The following is a 14,939-nucleotide window of genomic DNA, read 5'->3' as shown; positions in this document are numbered from 1 at the left end:
TAGGTATGCATACTGCCGCATAGACGCTCCGAGGTCCGGACCGGGCGCGGGCGTCGTCCCCCCTCCACGCGATCCCTGGAGCCGTCATGCGCGCCCGTACCGTCCTGCCCCTGTCCGCCGTCGCCGTCGTCGCCCTGCTCGCCGGCTGCACCACCGCCTCGGAGGACCTCGGGTCCGCCACCGGCGAAGCCGCGTCGGACGGCTCCTCGGCCGCGCCGGCCGCGGCGTTCGACGCCTCGACGGTCGAGGCCGACGACGAGCTGGCCGCGCTGGTCCCCGCCGCGGTGGCCGAGGACGGCGTGCTCACCGTCGGCGCCGAGCTGTCCTACGCCCCGGCCGAGTTCCTCGCGTCCGACGGCGTCACCCCGGTCGGGTTCGACGTCGACATCGCCCACGCGGTCGCCGCCACCCTCGGCCTGGAGGCCGAGATCGAGCCGTCGACGTTCGACGCGATCATCCCGGCCGTCGGCACCAAGTACGACGTCGGCATCTCCGGCTTCACCATCGACGCCGAGCGGCTGCAGGTCGCCCACATGGTCAGCTACTTCGACGCCGGCTCCCAGCTCGCCGTCGCCACCGGCAACCCGGACGGCGTGGACCCCGCCGACCTGTGCGGCGTCACCGTGGGCGTCCAGACCGGCACCGTCCAGCAGGGCGCGCTCGAGGACGTCTCGGCGAGCTGCGAGGCCGACGGCGCGGAGCCGGTCGAGGTGCTGCCCTACGACTCCCAGGCCGACGTGACCACCAACCTCGTCGGCGGCAAGGTGCAGGCCATCTACGCCGACTCCCCGGTGACGGCCTACGCCGTGGAGCAGACCGAGGGCTCGATCGAGACGCTCGGCGAGATCGCCGACGCCGCGCCGTACGGGGTCGTCGTGGCCCAGGACGACGACGCGCTCGCCGAGGCGATCCAGGGCGCGCTGCAGCAGCTCATGGACGACGGCACCCTGACCGAGATCCTCGCCGGCTGGGGCAACGCCGAGGGCGCGCTGGCCACCGCCGAGCTCGACCCCGGCGTCTGACGATGACCACGCACGTCACGGGCTCCCCGCACACCGGGGCGCCGTCGTCGGACCTGCCCGCGCCCCTGCGCGCCCGGCCCGTCCCGCGCCCCGGGCGCTGGCTGTCGGCCGCCGTGCTGCTCGTGCTCGCCGCGATGGTGGTGCACGCGCTGGTCACCAACCCGAACTTCCGCTGGGACACCGTCTGGCTGTACCTGCGCGACGTCAACGTCGTGCGCGGGGTGGGCTGGACGCTCGTGCTGACCTTCGGCTCCATGGCGATCGCCGTCGTGCTCGCGGTGCTGCTCGCGATCATGCGGCGCAGCGACAACCCGGTGATGCGCGCGGTCTCCTGGGCCTACATCTGGTTCTTCCGCGGCACCCCGATCTACACCCAGCTCGTGTTCTGGGGACTGGTCTCGGTGCTGTACCCGCGCCTCAGCCTCGGCATCCCGTTCGGGCCCGAGTTCTTCGTGTTCGACACCCGCGACGTCATCACCGCCTTCTGGGCGGCGCTGATCGGGCTGGCCCTCAACGAGGCCGCCTACCTCGCCGAGATCGTGCGCGCGGGGCTCGGCTCGGTCGACCCCGGCCAGGCCGAGGCGGCCCGCGCCCTGGGGATGAAGGAGCCGCGGATCCTGCGTCGCATCGTGCTGCCGCAGGCGATGCGCGTCATCGTGCCGCCCACCGGCAACGAGACGATCTCCATGCTCAAGACGACGTCCCTGGTGGTCGCCGTGCCGTTCACGCTGGAGATCACCTACGCCACGTCCGCGATCGGCACCCGCACCTTCCAGCCCATCCCGCTGCTCATCGTGGCGGCGCTGTGGTACCTGCTCATCACGTCGGTGCTCATGGTCGGCCAGTACTACGTCGAGCGGTACTACGGGCGCGGGTTCGACGGCGGCGCCACCGGACCGCGGCGCGCCACCGGACCGCGGCGCGCTGCCGGACGGCGCGGCCCCGGCAGCGCCGGCGGCTCCGGCAGCTCCGGTCGGCGTGCCGGGCGACTGAGCCGGCAGGCGGCGATCCGCGGTGCCGGCACCACGAAGGACGACCCGTTCGCGGAGGTGACCCCATGAGCGCGACGACCGTTCCGTCGTCGGACGCGACGCCGATGGCCGAGACGCCGATGGTCGAGGCACGCGGCGTCCACAAGGTGTTCGGCCAGGGCGCCGACGCGCTGCACGTGCTGCGGGGCGTCGACCTCGTGGTGCCGCCGGGGTCGGTGACCGTGGTGCTCGGTCCGTCCGGCTCCGGCAAGTCCACCCTGCTGCGCTGCCTCAACGAGCTGGAGCAGATCACCGCCGGCTCCGTGCACGTCGACGGTGAGCTGCTCGGCTACCGGACCGACGCGAAGGGCGTCCTGCACCGGCTGCACCCCCACCGCATCGCCGCGCAGCGCTCGCGGATCGGGATGGTGTTCCAGCGGTTCCACCTGTTCGGGCACATGACCGCGCTGGAGAACGTGGCCGAGGCGCCGGTGCAGGTCCGCGGGCTGTCGAAGGCCGCGGCGCGCGAGCGGGCGGCCGAGCTGCTCGACCGGGTGGGACTGTCCGACCGGGTCGACCACTACCCGGCCCAGCTCTCCGGCGGCCAGCAGCAGCGGGTCGCCATCGCCCGGGCGCTGGCGATGGAGCCCGAGCTGATGCTCTTCGACGAGCCCACCTCGGCGCTGGACCCCGAGCTCGTCGGCGAGGTGCTGGCCGTCATGCAGGACCTCGCCCGGTCCGGGATGACGATGGTCGTCGTGACGCACGAGATCGGGTTCGCCCGCGAGGTCGCCGACCACGTCGTCTTCATGGACGACGGCGTCGTCGTCGAGCAGGGCCCGCCCGGCGCGGTGCTGGAGAACCCGAGCGAGCCGCGGCTGCAGGAGTTCCTCGCCCACGTCCTCTGAGCCGACCCCGGCCGCCCACCCCCGCCGCGAGATCGACCCTCCCGGCTCGAGATCGACGCACTGTCGGTCGATCTCGGACGGGAAGGTCGATCTCGCGGGGCTCGCGGGGCTTGCGGGCTCGGAGGTGCCGGGGGCTCCGTGGTGGCGGGGCTCAGAGCCTCGAGCAGGTGCTGCCCCAGTCGGTGTGCCCGTGCCACACCTTCTTCCAGATGTGCGCCGAATAGCCCGAGTACGTCGTGCGCGTCTTGGAGATGCTGCGCGTCATGCCGCTGCTCCACGTCCGCGACGGGCCCGTGAGCCACGTGCTGCCGCGGTAGCAGCTCGAGGCCGACGTCGAGATCTGGTAGATCCGCAGGAACCCCGAGACGCTGCCCGACCCGCGGTACTTCCACGAGGAGTAGATCCGCCCGCTGGACTTGTAGATGCAGATGGTGCCCGGGCCCTTCGTGCTGTCGCAGTCGCTGCCGGACCCGATCGCGGTCGTGCTCGCCGTACCGTCCCCGGTCTCGAGCGTCATCCCGCCCGACTCGGCCGGGCCCTCGCAGCTCTCCACCATCTCGACCCGGTGCGTGGCCAGGTCGGCCGGGGCGCCCATCGCCTCGTTGTAGGCGGCGTCGACCTCGTCGACGATCGAGACCTCCACCAGCTCGCACCCGCGGGCGGCCGAGTCGGCCTCCCAGTCGGTGGCTTCGGCCTCGGCGCGCTCCGCGGCGGCCCAGGCGGCCCACTCGTCCGCGGCGCTGCCGGGCTCGGGCACGCCGGGCAGGTTCCCGTCGGGCAGGTTCTCGCCGTCGGACGACCCCTCGCCGATCGTGCCGATCGGTTCGCCGATGTCCGCCGTCGCCGGTGCCGTGGCGACCAGGCCCGTCCCCAGGGCCAGCACCGTCGCGCCGACGCCGGCAGCCACGGTCCGGGAAAGTCTCGTGCGCATCCTGACGCTCCTCACGTCGTCGTCGAGGACGCGCGTCGGCGTCCGCCGTCCTGCACGAGGGTAGCGAGGGCGTCGAGAGGGGCAACCGTTTCCCAGTACGGTGTAGCAGCACCGGCCCTGCCGGCCATGAACGGGACGAGGGATCGAGAGGACGACCGTGGACGACGCCTCGGCCCGCGAGCGCCTGACGCGCCTGTGGGTGGACCATCGCGAGCAGGTGGTGCGGTTCGTCGCGCGCCGGGCCGCGCCGGAGATCGTCGACGACGTCGTCTCGGAGACCTACCTGGTCGCCTGGCGGAGGGTGGAGGACGTGCCGACCGAAGCGCGCGCGTGGCTGTTCGGCGTCGCGCGCAAGGTCCTGTCCACCCAGGTCCGCACACGGGGCCGCTGGCAGGCCCTCGGGGTGCGGCTGGAGCGGGAGCCGACGGCGCAGGTGCCGGGGGCGGACGACACCGCGGCCGAGCGCGCCGACCTGCGCCGCGCCTGGGACCTGCTCAGCGACGCCGACCGGGAGGTCCTGGCGCTGGTGGCCTGGGACGGACTCTCCGCGCGGGAGGCCGCCCAGGTGCTGGAGTGCCGCCCCTCCACGTTCTCGGTGCGGCTCACCCGCGCCCGCAAGCGGCTGCTGGCGTACTCCGAGGTGCGCCGCGACACCGCGACCGTGCTGCGCAGACTGCAGGAGGAGAGGCCATGAGGTCACCGCTGCTGGACGACCTGAGCGGCCTGGACCCGGCACGGCACCTGCGTGCCCCGGGACACCCCGACGACCCCGCCCTGGCACGGGTGCTGGCCGCCGACCGGACCGTGCCGGACCGGTACCGCGCCCCGGTGCGGCGCTCGCGGACCGCGGTGGCCACCGGCGCCGTCGCGGGGGTCGCGGTGGCCGTGGCCGCGGGGGTCGTGGTGACGACGACGTTCGGGGGCCCCGAGGCGTACGCGTCGTGGACGCCGACCCCGCAGGTCGTCGACCCTGCCGCCGCGGTGCAGGACGCGGCCTCGTGCCCGACGGCGGCCCACGCCATCGACGAGGACGCCGCCGACCAGGGGTCGCCGATCACCGAGATCCCGGTGGACCCGGTGCTGGCCGAGGTGCGCGGCGACTACACCTACGTGCTGCTGTCCGGGGACGGGGCGCTGGCGGAGTGCTTCGTGACGACGACGGACGGTTCCTCCCAGGTGTACTCCTCGGAGTCCGTCGGCGGTACGCCCGTCCCGCAGCCGGGACCGCGCGAGCTGGTCGTGGCGGAGTCCGGGACGGCGTCCTGGTCGGACGGTCCCAACGGGGAGGGCGCGGTGACCGCCGCGTTCGGCCGCGTCGGCGACGAGATCGAGGCGGTCACGGTCGCCACGGCCGACGGCGAGCAGGTCGCGGCGTCGGTGGACGACGGCTGGTTCGCGCTGTGGGCGCCGGGGGAGGAGACCTTCTCCGCGCTCGCGCAGGTCACCTACGCCGACGGCACGACGGAGGAGGTCCCGCTGGAGGTCAGGCCGGCAGGGTGAGGGTGAAGCGGCAGCCGCCTCCGCCGTCGGCCCGCTCGACGTTGTGGACCTCGACGCCGCCGCCGTGCGTCGCGGCGACCGACCGCACGATGGACAGCCCGATGCCCGCCCCGCCCGAGCCGGGGGTGCGCGCGGCGGTGCCGCGCCAGCCGGCCTCGAACACGCGCGGCAGGTCGTCGGCGGGGATGCCGCCGCAGCCGTCGGTGACCTCGACGACGGCGGCGGGGCCGTCGGTGTCGCGGGTGGACACCCGCACGTGGACGGTGCCGCCGGCCGGGGTGTGCCGCACCGCGTTGGACAGCAGGTTGCCGAGCGCCCGGGCGACCTCGCGGGCGTCCACGGGTACGACGACGGGGGCAGCCACCTCCCCGGTGAGGCGCACCCCGGCGGCCTCGGCGGCCGGTCCGGCGGCCGCGAGCGCGTCGGAGGCGAGGTCGCCGACGTCGGTCGGGGTGCGGGTCAGTTCGAACCCGGGCGACTGCAGCCGGGACAGGGCGAGCAGGTCGTCGACCATGTCGCTCATGCGGCGGTTCTCCGCCAGGATGCCGGTCGCGGCGTCGGCGGGGCGGGTCACCTCGTCCTCCATCGCCTCGGCCAGCGCGCGCACGGCGGCCAGCGGGGTGCGCAGGTCGTGGGACACCCACGCCACCAGCTCGCGGCGTCGGGCCTCCACCTCCCGGTCCCGGTCGCGGGCGGCGACCGCCGCGGCCCGCTCGGTGGCGAGGTGGTGGGTGCGCCGTGCGAGCGCGAGGCCGATGACGAGCGCGACCGGCACCGTGGCCAGCAGCAGCCACAGCACGGTGGTGGAGTCCTGCTCGGACAGGAACATCGCCCGCGCGCTGGCGTAGACGCCGGCCGCGACCGAGGCGACCACCACGAGCGGGGCCAGCACGGCGGCCGCCGAGGGGCGCCGTCGTCCCAGCGCCAGCACCCCGGCCGCCCCGGCGAGCCCGACGGCGGCGGCGACCCCGGCCGAGAGGGCGACACCCTCGAGCGGGGTCACGAGACGCTCCCGGCGTCCGCGGGCGGGGCCGGGACGGACGGTTCGCGGGCGTCCCAGCGGTAGCCGACCCCGAACACGGTCACCAGCCGCGTCGGGGCCGACGGGTCGGCCTCGACCTTCTCGCGCAGGCGCCGCACGTGCACCGTCACCGTGGACCGGTCGCCGTACTCCCAGCCCCACACCTCGCGCAGCAGCGCCTCGCGGTCGTGCACCTGGCCGGGGTGGGCGAGGAACCAGGCCAGCAGGTCGAACTCGCGGGCCGTGAGCGCCAGCTCGTCGCCGCCGCGCAGCACCCGGTGGGCGGCGACGTCCAGGGTCAGGTCGCCGTCGCGCAGGGTGCCCGACGGCGCGGCGGGCGCCGGGTGGGTGGCGCCCGGTCCGGCGGTGGCCGGGGTGCCGCCCGCCGGGGTGCCGTCGTCGGGCCGCGTGCCGCCGTCGGCCGGGGTGCCCCGGTCGGCCGGGGTGCCCGCGCGCCGCAGCACCGACTGCACCCGCAGGGTCAGCTCGCGGGGGCTGAACGGCTTGGTCACGTAGTCGTCCGCGCCGACCTCCAGACCGGTGATGCGGTCGTCCTCCTCGCCGCGGGCGGTGAGCATGAGCACCGGCAGCCGGGGGCGGTCCGCGCGCAGCCGCCGGCACACCTCGATGCCGTCCAGGCCCGGCAGCATGAGGTCCAGGACGACGGCGTCCGGCGGGCGCTCGCGGGCGGCGACGAGGGCGTCGACGCCGTCGGCCACGTGCTCGGCCGTCATCCCGGCGCGCTCCAGGTAGGCGACCACCACGTCGGCGACGGTGGTGTCGTCGTCGACCACGAGGACCCGGACCATGCGTTCAGCCTAGGCCGCGCACCCGGCCTCAGGGGCTCGTGACCGGCCGCGTCAGGACCCCGTGAGGACCCCGTAAGACCCCCGTCATGGACCTGGGCCACCCTGCGCGGTGGGCTGGAGGCAGCGGGTCGGCCACCGGGGCTCGGCCCCTCACGAGGAGGACGATCATGCACCGCAACCGCACGCTCGCCGTCGCCGGGTCCGTGGCGCTCGCCGCCGGAGCCGTCCTGGTGCCGGCCGCGGCCGCCCAGGCCGGGGTCAGCGAGGGCACTGCGTTCTACGTCGACGGGGTGGCGTACCGCACCGTCGCGACGCCGAACGACCTGTCCGGCACGGGGGCGCCGGACCACTCGTTCGACGTCATCTACGCCCTGGGCACCGACACCCAGGCCAACGTCGCCGAGGCCGCCCCGGGCGACACCGACTACAACGGCGGCCGGTGGCAGGTCCACGCCCTGGTGTACGACGACTTCGACGCCGTGCTGGCCGCCGGGGACACCGACGGGGACGGCATCCTCGGATCCGTCGAGGAGGTCCACGCCGCGATCGACGCCGGGGTGGCGTCCGACGGCGGCGTCGTCGCGTCGTTCACCTGCCCGGTCATCCCGTTCCCCGGCGGGCGCTGAGCCGGGGCCGGCGCCTCGGCGTCTCCGGTCGGCAGTTCGTCGTCGGGGGCGGCATGCCAAAGTGCCGCCCCCGACGACGAACTGCCGACCGGATCGCTACGCGGTCGGCCTACTCCCCGCCCTCGCAGGCGATGCCGTTGCCGTTCGGGTCGAGACCGCCGCGGTAGCCGGGCTCGCCCTGCCGGATCGGGGCCGCGCCGTCCTGCCGCGCGTCGTCGCAGCTCCAGTACCACCACTGGCCCTCGCCGCCGCCGTCGTCGTCGCGCTGCTCCTGCTGCTCGCGCTGGCGCTGATCCTCCTCGGCCTGGGCCGCCTGCTCGTCGAGCTCGTTCTGGCGGCTGACGAGCTGGGACTCCTTCTCGGCGACGGCCGACTCGCGGTCCTTGAGCTCGTTCTCCCGCTCGTCCAGGGAGGCGGCCCGCTCGTCGAGCGCCGCCTTGTCCTCGGTGACCTCGGCCTCCAGCGCCGCGGCGGCCTCCACCTCGCGCTCGGCGTCGGCGACGGCCTGCCGGGCGTCGGAGGTCTGCACCATGGAGAACATCACGCCGAGGATGACGCCGAGCGCGAGGCAGGCGACCGCCACGCCGGCGACGAACACGTTGGACGGGCGGCGCGACCGGGTGCCGCGCGACTCGGTGCGGGTCGCCGCGGGCTGCTGCGGGGCGGCCCCGGGTGCGGGTCGGGCCGCCTGCTGCGGCGGGGGCACGGGAGCCGTCCCGCGGAGCGTCGGGTGCGCGTCGCCGCCCGACGGCGGACCGGGCGGCGGCGGTGTGGCGGCCGCCGGCGTCGGCCCGGAGGGCACGGGCGCCATCACGGTCGTCGCCGACGGGTCCGGCGCGCTCGCGGGGCGGATCGTCGAGGTGCGGGCAGGCTGCGGCGCGGGGGCGGCGTCCTCCACCCAGTACTGCCATCCCGGGGGCGCCGGCGGCCACGCAGGGTCGGGCGTCCAGCCGGCGTCGGGCCGGAATCCCGGGGGGACCTGCCAGCCGGGCGGGGGGTTGAATCGCACGGTCATGGCTCTCCTTCGGCGTCGTGCGGCCCCACTATGGCCGAAACATCCCCCTGAGGTCCATGTCGGCGGCCGCTGGTAGACCTGGGACATGTTCCTCCTGGACGGTCCGGACGGGTCCCGGCTCGTGCACTCGGCCAGCGACCTGGTGGTCGCCGCGGAGTGCGAGCACGCGCTGCTGCGACGGCTCGACGAGGTCCTCGGGCGCGCTCCGCAGCGGCCGCGCGAGACCGACGAGATGCTGGCGCGCACCGTCGCCCTCGGGGAGGCGCACGAGCAGGCCGTCCTGGAGGACTTCCGGTCGCGGTACGGCACGGCGCCCGACGACGGCGGCCCGGGCGGGGTGCTGGAGGTCCCGCCGCCGCAGCACCTGACGTACGAGGGGCTGGTCGCGGCGCACTCGGCGACGCTGGCCGCGCTCGAGCAGGGGGCCGACGTCGTCTACCAGGCGGCGTTCTTCGACGGGCGGTTCCACGGTCGGGCGGACTTCCTGGTGCGTGACCCCGGTGCGGCCGGGGACGGGCGGCCGCGCTACGCCGTGTGGGACACGAAGCTCGCCAAGCGGGAGAAGGTGCGCGCGGTGCTGCAGCTCGCGGCGTACGCCGACCAGCTCCTCGCCGCCGGGATCGACCCGACCGAGCACGCCCACCTGGTGCTCGGCACGGGCGAGCTGACCGAGCACGCCCTGGCCGAGGTGCTGCCGGTGTTCCGGGCTCGGCGCGACCGGCTGCTCGACGTCGTCGCCCGGCACGTCGACGCCGAGGCACCGGTGGCGTGGGACGCCCCGGGGCACGCGGCCTGCCAGCGGCTCGGAGCCTGCCCGGACTGCGCCGAGTCCGCGGCGACGCACGACGACGTGCTGCTCGTGGCCGGGGTGTACGCCCCGCAGCGGGCGCGGCTGGCGGCGTCCGGCCTGACGACGATGAAGGACCTGGCCGGCGCGGAGCAGCCGCCGGCGGGGATGACGGCGGACCGGTTCGCCGGCCTGCAGCGGCAGGCCGCGCTGCAGCTGGGCACCGACCCGGGTGACGGCTCGGTGCTGCTGGAGACACCTGAGGGCCCCCGCGAGCTGCGCTGGGCGTTGACCGACCCCGCACCGGTGGAGCGGCTGCCGCCGCCGAGCGAGGGTGACGTGTTCTTCGACTTCGAGGGCGACCCGCTGTGGACGCCCGACGACGCCCTGACACCGGGGGAGTCGGGGATCGACTACCTGTTCGGCTGGGTCACCCGCGACCTCGACGCCGAGGGTCGGCCCGCCTTCCACGCCCTGTGGGCGGACACCTGGGCCGAGGAGGCCGAGGCGCTGGTGCGGTTCGTCGACGACATGGCCGAGCGCCGTCGTCGGTGGCCCGACATGCACGTCTACCACTACGCCGCCTACGAGCGGACGCACCTGCTGTCCATCGCCGCCCGGCACGGGGTCTACGAGGACGAGGTCGACGAGCTCCTGCGCTCCGGGGTGCTCGTCGACCTGTACGCGACGGTCCGGTCGGCCATCCGGATCTCGGAACGGTCCCGCTCGATCAAGAAGCTCGAGCCGCTGTACATGGGCGACGAGGCGGCGCGCTCCGGGGTGACCGACGCCGCGACGTCGGTGGTCGAGTACGCGGAGTACTGCGACCTGCTCGCCGCGGGGGACCAGGAGGAGGCGGCCCAGCGTCGCGAGGAGATCCTCGACTACAACCGCTACGACTGCCTGTCCACGCTGCGGCTGCTGGACTGGCTGCGCTGGGCGTACGACGAGGTCGTCGGGCCGGTCGAGCGTCCCGTCGCCGAGCCGCTGCCCCTCGAGGAGGAGCCGCCGGAGAACCCCGAGCGGGCCGCCCGGGAGGCGCTCGAGGCCGAGATCCGTGACGCCGTCGCGCACGCCCACCCCCACGAGCCCGCCGACCGGGCGGCCGCACGCGCGCTGAGCCTGCTCGGTGCCGCCGTCGGCTACCACCGGCGCGAGAGCAAGCAGTTCTGGCAGGCGCACTTCTCCCGCATGCAGCTCCCGCCCGCCGAGTGGCCGGGTCGCCGCGCCGCCGTCGTCGTCGAGAGCGGTCGGGTGCTGAGCGACTGGGAGAAGGAGCCCGGACGCCGGGCGCCGTCGCGGATGCTGGCCCTGCGGTGCGCGGCCGTCGAGGGCAGCGAGCTGCGCGCCGGGGCGAGCGCCTTCCTGCTCTACGACGTGCCGTGCCCGCCGGTGATCCCCGCGACCGACGTCGGGTCGCTCGCCCAGCGCTGGTTCCACAGCAAGATGGCGATCACCGAGGTCGAGCGGGTCGCCGACGGCGAGCAGGAGTGGGACGTGTTCACGGTGCGCGAGCACGTGGGGCGGGGGCAGGACACGCACGACGACCTGCCCTGCGCCGTGGGCGTCAACAGCCACGTGCCCGCCGGCCCGTTGGAGACGGCGACGGCCGAGGCCGGCCGCACCGCCCTGGAGGCGTGGCGGTCCGGGGAGGCGGCAGGTGTACCGATGGCGGACCGGCTGCCGGCCGGGCCGATGACGGACCTGCTGCAGCGACGTCCCGCCCGGGTGGCCGGTGGCCTGCCCGCGGCGCCCGTCGGGCCCGACGGCGAACCCGACGTCGTCGCCGCCGTCGAGCGGGCGGTGCGGGCGCTCGACCGGTCCTACCTCGCCGTGCAGGGACCGCCCGGGACCGGCAAGACGTACCTGGCCTCGCACGTCATCGCTGCGCTCGTCGCCGACGGCTGGCGCGTCGGAGTGGTCGCGCAGTCCCACGCCGTGGTGGAGAACCTCCTGCACGGCGTGCTGGGCGCGCAGGTGCCGCCCGAGCAGGTCGCCAAGAAGGTGCCCTCCGGAATCTCCCCGGCCCGGGCCGACTCCCCCTGGCAGGACGTGAGCGCCGACGGGCTCGAGACGTTCGCGGCCGAGGCCGACGACGCCGGGCGCGGCTGCGTCGTCGGTGGCACGGCCTGGGACTTCGCGCACGAGCGCTGGGCGCCCGACGGGCTCGACCTGCTCGTCATCGACGAGGCGGGCCAGTTCGCGATCGCCAACACCGTCGCCGTCGCGCGGGCGGCGTCGCGGCTGCTGCTCCTGGGAGACCCGCAGCAGCTCCCGCAGGTCTCCCAGGGCGCGCACCCCGACCCCGGGGTCGCGGGGTCGGCGCTCGGGTGGCTGGCCGACGGCCACGAGACGCTGCCCGAGGAGTTCGGCTACTTCCTGCCGGCGTCGCGGCGCATGCACCCCGACCTGTGCTCCGCGGTCTCCGAGCTCGCCTACTCCGGGAAGCTGCACGCCCACGCCACGGTCCACGGCCGGACCCTGGACCCGGTGCTGCCCGGCGTGCACGAGGTACTGGTCGACCATGCGGGTCGCGCGGTGTCGTCTCTCGAGGAGGCGGACGAGGTGGTCCGGCAGGTCCGGGCGGTGCTCGGGCGGCCCTGGGTCCGGTCCGCCGGGGCGGAGCCGCGCGCGCTCGGGCCCGCGGACGTCATCGTCGTGGCGGCCTACAACGCGCAGGTCCACACGATCCGGCGTGCGCTGGCCGCGGCCGGGCTGGAGGACGTCCGGGTCGGCACGGTCGACAAGTTCCAGGGGCAGGAGGCGCCGGTCGCGGTGCTGTCCATGGCGGCGTCGTCACCGGACGAGGTGCCGCGCGGCATGGGGTTCCTGCTCAGCCGGAACCGGCTCAACGTGGCGGTCTCGCGGGGCCAGTGGTGCGCCGTCGTCGTCCGCTCACCGCGGCTGACGGACTACCTGCCGACGTCGGTCACGGACCTGGAGCAGCTGGGCGCGTTCCTGCGCCTCACCTCCCCGCCGAGGTAGGCAATGTTCAGCCGAGGTAGGCAACTCTCCCGCGAGGTAGGCAAGTTTTCGTCGAGGTAGGCAAGTTTCGGCCGAGGTAGGCAACTTCCCTGCGAGGTAGCACGGGCTCAGAAGTCGAACCCGCCTCCGCCGTCGCCTCCGAAGAAGTCCCCGAGGCCACCGCCGCCGTCGTCGCCGCCGAAGAAGCCACCGAACATGCCGCCGTCGCCGGCCGCGTCGGCTCCACCGGCGTCGGCCCCGCCGTCCGCGAAGGCCCCGCCGTCGCCGCCGTCGGCCCCAGGATCTCCGGCCCCAGGATCGCCTTCGCCGCCGGCGTCACCGCCGGCCGCCGCGTCCTCCGCGACAGGCGTCGTCGGGTCGCCGAACGCCGGGCCGAACATCGCGTTGGCCACGGCGGACCCGATGACCACACCGGCGACGGTCCCGAGCAGGCTGGACCCCATCATCGACCCGAAGCTCGGGCCGCCGGCGCCCGCCATCGCACCGGGGCCGCCGGAGCGGAACGTGTTCTCCAGGGTGCCGGGGCTGCGCATCTCGGCACGCGTGGCCATCCGGGCCAGCGACTGCGGGTCGTCGGAGGTGGCGCGCTCGGACGCGGGCACCGTGGCGCCGACCTCCGAGAGGACCTGGCGCCGCTGCTCCGGGGTGAGCTGGGCGAACGCCTCGGCGTGCGCCTGCTCGACGGCGTCCGGGGGAGCGGTGCGCAGCAGGTAGCGGTAGCGGTCGATCGCCACGTCGTCCGGCGAGCGGTGCGTCGACGCCGCGGGCGCGGCGCCCGGCCCGGAGCCGGAGGGTGTGGGCGGGCCGTACCCGCGCGGAGTGCCTCCGCCGGTCATGCCGGGGATGGAGCGCTCGTCACGTGACCTGCCGAGGAGTCGGTCGAGGAATCCCATGGTGGAGGAACGATCTGCCGTGCCCGCGGGTTCCCGGCGGCACGCCCGGCGGCACGCCCGGCGGCCCGTCCGACGGCAGGCCCGGCGTCGACCCGGGCCCGTGCGGAGACGACGACGGCCCGCACCCCCTGCCGTGAGGCAGCGAGTGCGGGCCGTGCGAGTCTCAGGTGCGGGCCGCCGTCAGGCGGCCCGCCGACGAGATCAGAGCGGGCGGACGTTCTCCGCCTGCGGGCCCTTCGGGCCCTGCGTGACGTCGAACTCGACCTTCTGCTCCTCGTCCAGGGTGCGGTAGCCCTGCGTCTGGATGGCGGAGAAGTGGACGAACACGTCAGCGGTGCCGTCCTCGGGGGCGATGAAGCCGTAGCCCTTCTCGCTGTTGAACCACTTCACGGTACCGGTGGCCATGGGTACTCCTTCAAGAGCTCGCGGGCCCCGCCTGTCGGGGACCGCGCATCACGGTGTTCGTCGTCAAACTCTTGTGGAACCAAGGTCCGCCGGTGTGCGTGGTCAATCCTGAACGACCCCGCCTCCCGACGCAGGACGGGGGTCCGTCCGGTACGAGCAAGACACTGCAACGCCCTTACGGTACGCGAGGGGATGACGTCGCACCAGCACAACGGCAAGATTGCTGGCATGAGTGTCCCCAACATCACCCTCGACAACGATGTGAAGATCCCTCAGGTCGGTCTCGGCGTCTTCCAGGTGCCCGACGACGGCACCCAGCGGTGCGTCGAGAGCGCCCTGGAGCTCGGGTACCGGCACATCGACACGGCGGCCGGCTACGGCAACGAGGCCGGCGTCGGTGCGGCGCTGCGCGCCTCGGGCCTGCCGCGCGAGGAGGTCTTCGTGACCACGAAGCTCCGCAACGGCGACCAGGGGTACGACAACGCCTTGCAGGCGTTCGAGCACTCCCGCCGCGAGCTCGGGCTCGACCAGGTCGACCTGTACCTCGTGCACTGGCCGGTGCCGAGCCTCGACCGCTACGTGGAGACGTGGAAGGCCTTCGAGAAGCTGCTCGCCGACGGCGCGGTCCGGTCGATCGGCGTGTCGAACTTCCTGCCCGAGCACCTCGAACGCCTGGTCAGCGAGACGGACGTGGTCCCGGCGGTCAACCAGATCGAGATCCACCCGCGGTTCCAGCAGGTCGCGGTGCAGGCCGCGTGCCGCGAGCACGGGATCGCCGTCGAGGCGTACTCGCCGCTCGGCCGCGGCGCCGACCTCGACGCGCCGGCGGTGACCTCGATCGCCGCCGAGCTGGGCGTCACGCCGGCCCAGGTGGTGCTGCGGTGGGAGGTGCAGCAGGGGATCGTCGTCATCCCCAAGTCGGTCTCGGCGCACCGCCAGGAGACCAACCTCGACCTGTTCTCGTTCGAGCTGAGCGACGAGCAGATGGCCGCCCTGACGGCTCTCGAGGCGGGCACGGAGGGCCGCACCGGAGCCGACCCCGCGACGATGGCGGCCATGTAGCTCG

14 protein-coding genes are annotated in these 14,939 nt (G+C 74.8%); 8 read left to right on the top strand and 6 right to left on the bottom strand.

Translation table 11 applies throughout. The annotated features are described in order from the left end of the window. Positions 1 to 86: 86 nt before the first annotated feature. From V5O49_RS02190 to V5O49_RS02180, 3 genes are read left to right on the top strand one after another with little or no spacing between them, the layout of a single operon-like run. Positions 87 to 1,022: an ABC transporter substrate-binding protein gene (locus V5O49_RS02190; protein WP_332900794.1), complete on the top strand. Its 936-nt coding sequence runs from the start codon at positions 87 to 89 to the stop codon at positions 1,020 to 1,022. 2 nt (positions 1,023 to 1,024) lie between these two features. After that, complete coding sequence (locus V5O49_RS02185; RefSeq protein ID WP_332900793.1) at positions 1,025 to 2,083, top strand: amino acid ABC transporter permease; 1,059 nt, start codon at positions 1,025 to 1,027, stop codon at positions 2,081 to 2,083. After that, a complete protein-coding gene (locus V5O49_RS02180) occupies positions 2,080 to 2,901 on the top strand; it encodes an amino acid ABC transporter ATP-binding protein (protein WP_332900792.1) in 822 nt (273 codons plus the stop codon). Before V5O49_RS02185 ends, V5O49_RS02180 begins: the two co-directional genes overlap by 4 nt. 151 nt (positions 2,902 to 3,052) lie before the next feature. On the opposite strand, the gene V5O49_RS02175 is transcribed toward V5O49_RS02180, so the two are convergent. After that, positions 3,053 to 3,832: a hypothetical protein gene (locus tag V5O49_RS02175; RefSeq protein WP_332900791.1), complete on the bottom strand. Its 780-nt coding sequence runs from the start codon at positions 3,830 to 3,832 to the stop codon at positions 3,053 to 3,055. A gap of 157 nt (positions 3,833 to 3,989) precedes the next feature. Between V5O49_RS02175 and V5O49_RS02170 the strand changes: the two genes are divergently transcribed. Both V5O49_RS02170 and V5O49_RS02165 read left to right on the top strand, forming a co-directional pair. Beyond that, the gene (locus V5O49_RS02170) at positions 3,990 to 4,526 is read left to right on the top strand and encodes an RNA polymerase sigma factor (RefSeq protein WP_278236025.1); all 537 of its coding nucleotides are present in this window, start codon (positions 3,990 to 3,992) and stop codon (positions 4,524 to 4,526) included. Then, positions 4,523 to 5,332, top strand: coding sequence for a hypothetical protein (locus V5O49_RS02165; RefSeq protein ID WP_332900790.1), 810 nt, complete (start codon positions 4,523 to 4,525; stop codon positions 5,330 to 5,332). The genes V5O49_RS02170 and V5O49_RS02165 overlap by 4 nt, the downstream gene beginning before the upstream one ends. Here V5O49_RS02165 and V5O49_RS02160 read toward each other — a convergent pair. Beyond that, on the bottom strand, positions 5,316 to 6,335 hold the full coding sequence (locus V5O49_RS02160) for a sensor histidine kinase (protein ID WP_332900789.1): 1,020 nt from the start codon (positions 6,333 to 6,335) through the stop codon (positions 5,316 to 5,318). The two genes, V5O49_RS02165 and V5O49_RS02160, sit on opposite strands and share 17 nt — an antisense overlap. After that, the gene (locus V5O49_RS02155) at positions 6,332 to 7,162 is read right to left on the bottom strand and encodes a response regulator transcription factor (protein ID WP_332900788.1); all 831 of its coding nucleotides are present in this window, start codon (positions 7,160 to 7,162) and stop codon (positions 6,332 to 6,334) included. The genes V5O49_RS02160 and V5O49_RS02155 overlap by 4 nt, the downstream gene beginning before the upstream one ends. Before the next feature lie 167 nt (positions 7,163 to 7,329). On the opposite strand from V5O49_RS02155, the gene V5O49_RS02150 reads away from it, so the two are divergent. Then, positions 7,330 to 7,788: a hypothetical protein gene (locus tag V5O49_RS02150; protein WP_278236029.1), complete on the top strand. Its 459-nt coding sequence runs from the start codon at positions 7,330 to 7,332 to the stop codon at positions 7,786 to 7,788. A 109-nt stretch (positions 7,789 to 7,897) separates the two neighbouring features. Here the strand turns inward: V5O49_RS02150 and V5O49_RS02145 are convergent, their stop codons facing one another. Next, positions 7,898 to 8,803 (bottom strand): excalibur calcium-binding domain-containing protein, encoded by a 906-nt coding sequence (locus tag V5O49_RS02145; protein WP_332900787.1) that lies wholly within the window; start codon positions 8,801 to 8,803, stop codon positions 7,898 to 7,900. Positions 8,804 to 8,888: 85 nt separating this feature from the next. Between V5O49_RS02145 and V5O49_RS02140 the strand changes: the two genes are divergently transcribed. After that, a complete protein-coding gene (locus V5O49_RS02140; RefSeq protein WP_332900786.1) occupies positions 8,889 to 12,575 on the top strand; it encodes a TM0106 family RecB-like putative nuclease in 3,687 nt (1,228 codons plus the stop codon). A 107-nt stretch (positions 12,576 to 12,682) separates the two neighbouring features. Here V5O49_RS02140 and V5O49_RS02135 read toward each other — a convergent pair whose 3' ends face one another. Together V5O49_RS02135 and cspE are read right to left on the bottom strand one after the other, a co-directional pair. Then, positions 12,683 to 13,468, bottom strand: coding sequence for a hypothetical protein (locus V5O49_RS02135; RefSeq protein WP_332900785.1), 786 nt, complete (start codon positions 13,466 to 13,468; stop codon positions 12,683 to 12,685). A 201-nt stretch (positions 13,469 to 13,669) separates the two neighbouring features. Continuing rightward, positions 13,670 to 13,873, bottom strand: a complete 204-nt coding sequence (gene cspE / locus V5O49_RS02130; protein ID WP_278236033.1) for a transcription antiterminator/RNA stability regulator CspE — start codon at positions 13,871 to 13,873, stop codon at positions 13,670 to 13,672. 228 nt (positions 13,874 to 14,101) lie between these two features. Here cspE and V5O49_RS02125 point away from each other — a divergent pair, with 228 nt between their 5' ends. Next, entirely contained in the window at positions 14,102 to 14,935 is an 834-nt protein-coding gene (locus V5O49_RS02125; protein ID WP_332900784.1) for an aldo/keto reductase, read from the top strand. Positions 14,936 to 14,939 lie beyond the last annotated feature (4 nt).

Source organism: Isoptericola haloaureus (genome assembly GCF_036689775.1).
GTDB lineage: Bacteria > Actinomycetota > Actinomycetes > Actinomycetales > Cellulomonadaceae > Isoptericola > Isoptericola haloaureus.
This window is presented reverse-complemented; position numbering and strand designations above follow the sequence as displayed.

Bases quoted from the DNA above. Each gene is read 5' to 3' on its own strand.
- cspE (WP_278236033.1), bottom strand. From the start codon at position 13,873: ATGGCCACCGGTACCGTGAAGTGGTTCAACAGCGAGAAGGGCTACGGC.
- V5O49_RS02145 (WP_332900787.1), bottom strand. From the start codon at position 8,803: ATGACCGTGCGATTCAACCCCCCGCCCGGCTGGCAGGTCCCCCCGGGA.
- V5O49_RS02180 (WP_332900792.1), top strand. From the start codon at position 2,080: ATGAGCGCGACGACCGTTCCGTCGTCGGACGCGACGCCGATGGCCGAG.
- V5O49_RS02125 (WP_332900784.1), top strand. From the start codon at position 14,102: ATGAGTGTCCCCAACATCACCCTCGACAACGATGTGAAGATCCCTCAG.
- V5O49_RS02175 (WP_332900791.1), bottom strand. From the start codon at position 3,832: ATGCGCACGAGACTTTCCCGGACCGTGGCTGCCGGCGTCGGCGCGACG.
- V5O49_RS02165 (WP_332900790.1), top strand. From the start codon at position 4,523: ATGAGGTCACCGCTGCTGGACGACCTGAGCGGCCTGGACCCGGCACGG.
- V5O49_RS02185 (WP_332900793.1), top strand. From the start codon at position 1,025: ATGACCACGCACGTCACGGGCTCCCCGCACACCGGGGCGCCGTCGTCG.
- V5O49_RS02190 (WP_332900794.1), top strand. From the start codon at position 87: ATGCGCGCCCGTACCGTCCTGCCCCTGTCCGCCGTCGCCGTCGTCGCC.
- V5O49_RS02135 (WP_332900785.1), bottom strand. From the start codon at position 13,468: ATGGGATTCCTCGACCGACTCCTCGGCAGGTCACGTGACGAGCGCTCC.
- V5O49_RS02140 (WP_332900786.1), top strand. From the start codon at position 8,889: ATGTTCCTCCTGGACGGTCCGGACGGGTCCCGGCTCGTGCACTCGGCC.
- V5O49_RS02155 (WP_332900788.1), bottom strand. From the start codon at position 7,162: ATGGTCCGGGTCCTCGTGGTCGACGACGACACCACCGTCGCCGACGTG.
- V5O49_RS02150 (WP_278236029.1), top strand. From the start codon at position 7,330: ATGCACCGCAACCGCACGCTCGCCGTCGCCGGGTCCGTGGCGCTCGCC.